8 protein-coding genes are annotated in these 6,763 nt (G+C 71.2%); 2 read left to right on the forward strand and 6 right to left on the reverse strand.

The window, feature by feature from the left end; all coding sequences use genetic code 11:
- The first annotated feature begins 22 nt into the window (after positions 1-22).
- Entirely contained in the window at positions 23-817 is a 795-nt protein-coding gene (locus AB0M18_RS27950; RefSeq protein ID WP_365762699.1) for a TetR/AcrR family transcriptional regulator C-terminal domain-containing protein, read from the forward strand.
- A 92-nt stretch (positions 818-909) separates the two neighbouring features.
- Here AB0M18_RS27950 and AB0M18_RS27955 read toward each other — a convergent pair whose 3' ends face one another.
- Both AB0M18_RS27955 and AB0M18_RS27960 read right to left on the reverse strand, forming a co-directional pair.
- Positions 910-2,490, reverse strand: a complete 1,581-nt coding sequence (locus tag AB0M18_RS27955; protein ID WP_365762701.1) for an MDR family MFS transporter — start codon at positions 2,488-2,490, stop codon at positions 910-912.
- Positions 2,491-2,595: 105 nt separating this feature from the next.
- The gene (locus AB0M18_RS27960) at positions 2,596-3,045 is read right to left on the reverse strand and encodes a MarR family transcriptional regulator (RefSeq protein ID WP_365762703.1); all 450 of its coding nucleotides are present in this window, start codon (positions 3,043-3,045) and stop codon (positions 2,596-2,598) included.
- Positions 3,046-3,258: 213 nt separating this feature from the next.
- Here AB0M18_RS27960 and AB0M18_RS27965 point away from each other — a divergent pair, with 213 nt between their 5' ends.
- Positions 3,259-3,489 (forward strand): hypothetical protein, encoded by a 231-nt coding sequence (locus tag AB0M18_RS27965; protein WP_365762705.1) that lies wholly within the window; start codon positions 3,259-3,261, stop codon positions 3,487-3,489.
- Positions 3,490-3,541: 52 nt separating this feature from the next.
- Here the strand turns inward: AB0M18_RS27965 and AB0M18_RS27970 are convergent, their stop codons facing one another.
- From AB0M18_RS27970 to AB0M18_RS27985, 4 genes are all read right to left on the reverse strand, one after another.
- A complete protein-coding gene (locus tag AB0M18_RS27970) occupies positions 3,542-3,820 on the reverse strand; it encodes a type II toxin-antitoxin system RelE/ParE family toxin (RefSeq protein WP_365762707.1) in 279 nt (92 codons plus the stop codon).
- A 5-nt stretch (positions 3,821-3,825) separates the two neighbouring features.
- Positions 3,826-4,107, reverse strand: coding sequence for a type II toxin-antitoxin system Phd/YefM family antitoxin (locus AB0M18_RS27975; protein ID WP_365762709.1), 282 nt, complete (start codon positions 4,105-4,107; stop codon positions 3,826-3,828).
- A gap of 70 nt (positions 4,108-4,177) precedes the next feature.
- On the reverse strand, positions 4,178-5,404 hold the full coding sequence (locus tag AB0M18_RS27980) for a glycosyltransferase (RefSeq protein WP_365762711.1): 1,227 nt from the start codon (positions 5,402-5,404) through the stop codon (positions 4,178-4,180).
- A gap of 123 nt (positions 5,405-5,527) precedes the next feature.
- Positions 5,528-6,505 carry a hypothetical protein gene (locus tag AB0M18_RS27985; protein ID WP_365762713.1) on the reverse strand — a complete coding sequence of 326 codons (978 nt, stop codon included), beginning with the start codon at positions 6,503-6,505 and terminating at the stop codon, positions 5,528-5,530.
- Between the last annotated feature and the right edge of the window lie 258 nt (positions 6,506-6,763).

A 6,763-nucleotide genomic window follows, 5' to 3' on the forward strand; every position in this document is an offset into this window, starting at 1 on the left:
ACTGAGCAGACGGAGGAACGCGATGGTCAAGGCAGCCGACAGGGCCAAGAACCCGGCGCGTTCCAGCGTCTGGCTGGAGAACCGGGCCGCCCGCAGCGGGGGCGGCCCGGCCGGGCTCGACCGGGAGCGGATCGTCGCGGCGGCGATCAGGATGCTCGACGAGGAGGGCCTGGCCAAGCTCTCGATGCGCAAGCTCGCGACCGAGCTGAACGTCACCGCGATGTCCCTGTACTGGTACGTGGACACCAAGGACGACATCATCGAGTACGCCGTCGACACCTGCTACGGCGAGGTCGACCTGGCCGCGGTCGACGCGGCCGACGGCTGGCGGGACCGAATCCGGGTGATCGCCCTGGACTACCGCCGGATGCTGGTCCGCCACCCGTGGATGTCGCCCAGCGCCGGCCAGTACCTGAACATCGGCCCGAACGCGCTCGCCGTCGGCGTCAAGATCCAGGAGACGATCAGCGCCACCGGCCTTCCGCTGGAGCGCCAGCCCGGCGCGATGTCGGCGGTCTTCCAGTTCGTGTACGGCTACGGGACGATCGAGTCCCAGTTCCAGCGTCGTGCGGCGGAGGCCGGCATGTCGCAGGACGACTTCTACGACGAGTCGATCAAGGCCTTCCGTGACGAGCCGTCGTTCGCCGAAGCCCTCGCGCCGATGACGGACATCCTCGAAGAGCGGGCTTCGCACGGCACCGTCACCGAGATCTGGGACCGCGACTTCGACTACGCCCTGGACCTCCTCGTCGCCGGGATCGAGACGATGGTCGCCCGCGTCGGACCATCCGGGCCATCCGGGCCAGCCGGAACATGACGAGGCGGCGGGCCGTCCCCTTTTCAGGGGCGGCCCGCCGCTCCGTAACGCACCCGGTCGCGCCTCCGCTCGAAGCGCGCCCGGGAGTCCCTTCACCCGGTGACCTTCTCTGTGGTGTTGCTCTTCAGCGCGACCTCCTTGATGAACAGCGTCACCAGGAAGGCGAGCAGCGCGAACGGCGCCGAGTAGAGGAACACGTCGCCCACGCCGTGGCCGTACGCGTCCTCCATGACCGTACGGATCGGGGCCGGCAGCTTGTCCATGTCGGGGATGCCACCGCCGCCGCCCTGGCCCATGGCCGCCGCGGCCTTCGGGCCGAGCTCGGTCAGGCCGTCCTTGACGTAGTCGGTGACCCGGTGGGCCATGACCGCGCCGAGCGCCGAGACACCGATCGCACCGCCGAGGGAGCGGAAGAAGGTGACGGTGGAGGAGGCGGCGCCGAGGTCGGAGGGGGCGACCTGGTTCTGGGTGCACAGGACCAGGTTCTGCATCATCATGCCGAGGCCGAGGCCGAGGACCGCCATGAAGAGCGCGATGTGCCAGTACTCGGTGTCGTAACGGATCGTGCCGAGCAGGCCGAGACCGCCGGTGGCGAGGGCGCCGCCGCTGACCAGCCAGGCCTTCCAGCGTCCGGTCCTGGTGATGATCATGCCGGAGACCGTCGAGGAGACGAACAGGCCGCCGATCATCGGGATGGTGAGGACACCGGACATGGTCGGCGACTCGTTGCGGGCCAGCTGGAAGTACTGGCTGAAGAAGACCGTGCCGGCGAACATCGCGACACCGACGAAGAGGGAGGCCAGCGAGGCCAGGGTGATCGTGCGGTTGCGGAACAGGCGCAGCGGGATGATCGGCTCGGAGGCCTTCGACTCGACGAGCAGGAAGACCGCGCCGAGGACGACGGAGCCGCCGACCATGGCGACGGTCTGCCAGGACATCCAGTCGTACTTGTCGCCGGCGAAGGTGACCCAGATGAGGAGCAGGGAGACGGCGGCGCTGATGAAGAAGGCGCCGGCCCAGTCGACCTTGACCTGCCGCTTCACCACCGGCAGCTTGAGGGTCTTCTGCAGGACGAGCAGCGCGATGAGCGCGAAGGGCACGCCGACGTAGAAGCACCAGCGCCAGCCGAGCCACTCGGTGTCGGTGATGACGCCGCCGAGCAGGGGGCCGCCGACGGTGGCGACGGCGAAGACGGCGCCGAGGTAGCCGCTGTACCGGCCGCGCTCACGCGGGGCGATCATGGCGGCCAGGATGATCTGGGAGAGGGCGGTCAGACCGCCGACGCCGACGCCCTGGACGACACGGCAGGCGATGAGCATGCCGGTGTTCTGGGAGAGGCCGGCGACGACCGAGCCGGCGACGTAGATGAGCAGGGCTATCTGGACCAGGAACTTCTTGGAGAAGAGGTCCGCGAGCTTGCCCCAGAGCGGGGTGGTCGCCGTCATCGACAGGAGGGCGGCGGTGACGACCCAGGTGTAGGCGGACTGGCCGCCGCCGAGGTCGGTGATGATCTGCGGGAGGGCGTTGGAGACGATCGTCGAGGACAGGATGGCGACGAACATGCCGAGCAGGAGCCCGGACAGCGCCTCCATGATCTGCCGGTGCGTCATCGGGGCGCCGGAGCTGTCGGTCCGGCCTTCCCGTGCACCCGTGGCAGGTGCGGTGGTAGCCATGAGTTTCCTTTGCGTGAAGTCGTCGTCGGACGCGGCCGTCGTCAGTCGCGGACGTGGTCGGTCACGGTCGTCGCCAGGCGTGGCCGTCGTCAGGCGCGGGCGTCGTCAGTCGTGGGCGTGATGGGCCCGGCAGTCCCCGAAGGAGTCGCGGAGGCGGGAGAGCAGTGCGGTGAGCCGGGCGACGTCGTCGTCGGACCAGTCCGTGAGGTAGCGGGCGAAGGCATCGGTGACCCGTCGGTCGAGCTCGCCGAGCATCGCCTCGCCCTCGGCGGTGAGTCGCAGGATCCGGGAGCGCCTGTCGTCGGGGTCGGGCAGTCGCTCGACCCAGCCGTGTTCCACGGTGTGCGTCACATGACGGCTGCACACGGACATGTCGACGGCCATCAGTTCGGCCAGCCGGCTCATCCGCATGTCGCCGTGGTGCTTGATGAGGGCGAGCACCGCCGCCGCTCCGCCCTGGCACTGGACGGGCAGCACGCGGGCCAGGCCGCGCTTGACGGCGCCGATGGCACTCACCGCGCGGGCGAGCTCCTCGTACCGGTTCAGCGTCTCCATCGAGCGTCTCCATCGATCTTGTTGCTTAGGGCAACCATAGAGATGGATGGTTGCTTCAGGCAAACTAAATCGGTCAAAGCGCGATAAAGAATCGGCAAAGGGGGGAGCCGGGTGTGTCTGTCGCCGCGGAACGGGCGGTCGCGTGAGCGCCCTGTGAAACCCCCTGCGCCCCACTGGACCCGGAGGGGGCCGGGTTCGCTAGGGTCTGGGGCCATGGCACACAACCCCCAAGCACCGTACGGCCAGGGCCCGGCGAACGACGGCGGCTACGACCCCGCCGGCAGCACGCAGATGTTCCGCGCCTTCGTCGACGAGGGCACTCCGCAGCGGCAGCAGCAGCACCAGACCGCCGCGCCCTCCTCCGGCCCCCGCGTCGGCCTGATCGTCGGCGTGATCGTCGCGATCGGCGTCCTGGCGGGCGTGGCCTGGCTGGCGCTGGGCTGATCGGCCGCGCGTCACAGCCGGTGAAGGCGACGGTCCCTCAGCGCAGGGACCGTCACATGCCGCGGTAAACGTCTCGCCGGTGCCCGACGGCCAGGACCCAGATGACGAGGACGCCGTTCTCCAGCGTGTAGACGACGCGGCAGTCGCCGACGCGAAGGCGCCAACGGGAGTCGTGCCCCTGGAGCGCCTTGATGTCGAAGCCCGAGGTGTCGTCCTCCGTGAGCGCCTTCTGGAGTTCGGTGAGGCGGTAGAGGATGCGCAGCGCCTCGGCGCGCGGGATCTTCAGGAGATCCCGCTGGGCGTGAGGCGTGAAGCGCGTGACGTACCCCATGCCGGTCAGGCGTGATGGGTACGAAGGAGTGCGGCCATCTCCTCAAGGGAGAGGGAGCCTTCCTGTCCCTCGGCCTCGGCGTCGTCGGCCAGTCTGTTCAGCCAGGCGTCCTCGGTCGCCTCGGCAAGCTGTGCCAGGCGCCGGTACTCCTCGATGTCGATCACGACCGCCTCCTGCTTGCCGCGGCGCGTGATGATCGTGGGGGTCTCTTCTCGGTGGGCGCGGTCGAGTACGTCCGCCAGCCGACTGCGGACCTCGGCCATGGAGGCGATCACAGGCTCGGTCATGTCTTCAATGTAGCAGATGCAGCAGATGTACATCTGCTGCATCTGCTACATCTGTGCCTGTCGAAGGTCATCACACCGGCTCGCCGAAGCCGTCCAGGAGCAGTTTCGCCGTGTTCTCGGCCCCGTCGGTACGGATGGCGGACGCCAACTCCCGCGCCGCGGCCCCGGTCTCCGGGGCGAGAGCCGTCGCCAGGGCCGCCGACAGCGAGGCCACGCTCGGCACGGGCCCGTCGTGGGCGGCGCCCACACCGAGACCGGCCACCCGGCTCGCCCAGTACGGCTGATCCACGAGCTGCGGCACCACCACCTGGGGCACCCCGGCCCGAGCGGCGGTCGTGGTCGTGCCCGCGCCGCCGTGGTGGACGACGGCGGCGACCCGGGGGAAGAGCGCCTGGTGGTTCGCCTCGCCGACGGCGAGGCAGTCGTCCGCGTCGTCGATCAGCCCCAGCTCGGCCCACCCCCGGGACACGAGCACCCGACGCCCCTGAGCCCGTACCGCCTCGATCGACACCCGCGCCGCATCGGCCGACCCCTGCATCGACATGCTGCCGAAGCCCACGTACACCGGCGCCTCCCCGGCCCGGAGGAACGCCTCCAGATCACCGGGGAGCGGGCGCTCGTCCGGCTGGATCCAGGCGCCCGTCTGTACGACGTCGAGCTCGGCCGGCTCCTGCCACGGCCCGAGCATCGGGTCGGCCGCGAGCAGCGGCCTGCCGCCGATCGCGTAGTCGCGGACGCTCGCCAGAGGCGGCAGCCCGACCGACTCGCGGAACGCCGTGAGCCCGGGCCCGTACACCGCGTTCTGCCCCTCGACGTCCAGCTCCCACAGCGTCCGGTTGTCGGTCACACCCTCCGGGAGCGGACGGCCGGGCAGCGGGTACGGCGGGTGGTGCGGCGACGGCAGCATGCCGGGGAAGTACGACACGTACGCGTACCGCAGCCCCCGCTTCTCCGCCACCGACCGGGCCCCGGCCACGGCCGGGAACAGTCCGGTCGCGACCACCGTGTCCGCCCCCTCGGCGGCCACGGCCACCGCCTCGTACTGCGCCGCCGCCACCATCGTCACCCGCTCGGTGAACGACGGCGCCGCACCGGAGTTCGCCTCGGCCACCAGCGCCCGGACCGACAACCGCACGGGCACGAACTCCACCCCGACCCCGGCCAGCCGCTCCGCGAACTCCGCGTCCTCGGGCGCACACACCCGCACCTCGGCACCGAGCCCCCGCAGCGCGACGCCCAGCGCGACCATCGGCTCGACGTCCCCACGCGATCCGTAAGACGACAGCACCACTCGCATATCGGGTTCCCCCTCAGTCCGATCAGCAACAGGCGCCGATTCTGCGCCACCGAGGGGGCCTTGCCGCAAGACCCCCCGTGCGCTATACGTTGAGAGTGGCGAGGAGCGGACTCCTCGCCTCTCTCATTTCCCGCAGCCGGTCCGCCGCCAGTACGAGCCGGCCGCGACGGCGAGGGCGACCCCGTACACACCGAACGCGATCATGCCCGGCCAGGCCGCGAGCAGTGTGTCCTCGGGGGTCGGGAAGTCGCCTCTCGGCAACGTCACCACGCCGGCCGTGGCCAGGGCGCAGTACCCGATCCCGATCACCCCGTACGGGGCGAGGCTGGCGGCGCCGAGCAGCGCCGGGGCCAACGGGAGCGCACGCGGCACCCGGCGACCGCGCAGGAACGGCACCCAACGCGGGAAGACCTGGCCCCACGGACGGACCAGCCCCCAGAGCAGGAAGACACCGAGCGCGGCAAGGAGCACGGTGGCGTCCAGGCCCCAGGACTCCAGGGCGAGCCAGATCCCCGAGGCGCCGTTGCGCTCGGACACCGCGAGCATCTCCTCCTTGTCCACCCCGGCGTAGCTGCCGCCCCACGCCCAGACCAGCTTCATCGCGGCGTACGGGAGGAAGGCCACGGTCCCCGCGCACGCGACGAGCCGGAGACGGGCGGGGGCGGCGGACGGCGTCGGCGGGACGCTCCTCCCGGGGCCCGGCGGGCCGAGGGAACGGGCGGTCGCCGCGAGCGACACGGCCCCGACGGCGGCGAGCAGCCGGTGCGCGGCCGCCGCCCAACTGTCCACGCCCTGCCCGAACATCAGCGTGATCACGTCCATCAGCAGACCGAACGCGGCGACCCCCGCAAGCCCGCAGACCCCCCAGAGCAGCGCCCGCAGCCCGGGCCGCGCCCCGTACCGCCGGACCGCCCCACCGGCCGCCGCCGTCATCGCCCCCACGGCCACGACCCCCCAGCCGAGCGCGACGCCGTCCTTTCCGAAGAGCGGCGTCCCACTGAGCACACTCGCGAGCCCGAACGCGGCGTAGGCCACGCCCCACCCCATCGACACCCATGGGACCGCCCGGCCCCGGTGCTCCGCTCCGTCGTCATCGGTCATGCCACAACCCTCGCGCCGAGGGCGCGGGCGGGTCGTCAGCCTGACGGCCGGAGCGCCTCCGCCGCGGGGGTGGGGGCGGGTACGACTTGGGGTGCGGGTGCGGGTGCGGGTCTTGGGCCCAAGGGGTGGCCGTTTCTTGCGGGTTTCTGGTGTGGCCGCCCTCTCTCCGAGTGTGGCCCCCTCCGCCACCGCGTCAAGGGCGCTCCCTTCGGTCGCGTCGCTGCGCGATGGCCTGCGGCCACCCTTGACCCGGTGTCT

The sequence above is a fragment of the Streptomyces sp. NPDC051909 genome (genome assembly GCF_040681095.1).
Classification (GTDB): Bacteria; Actinomycetota; Actinomycetes; order Streptomycetales; family Streptomycetaceae; genus Streptomyces.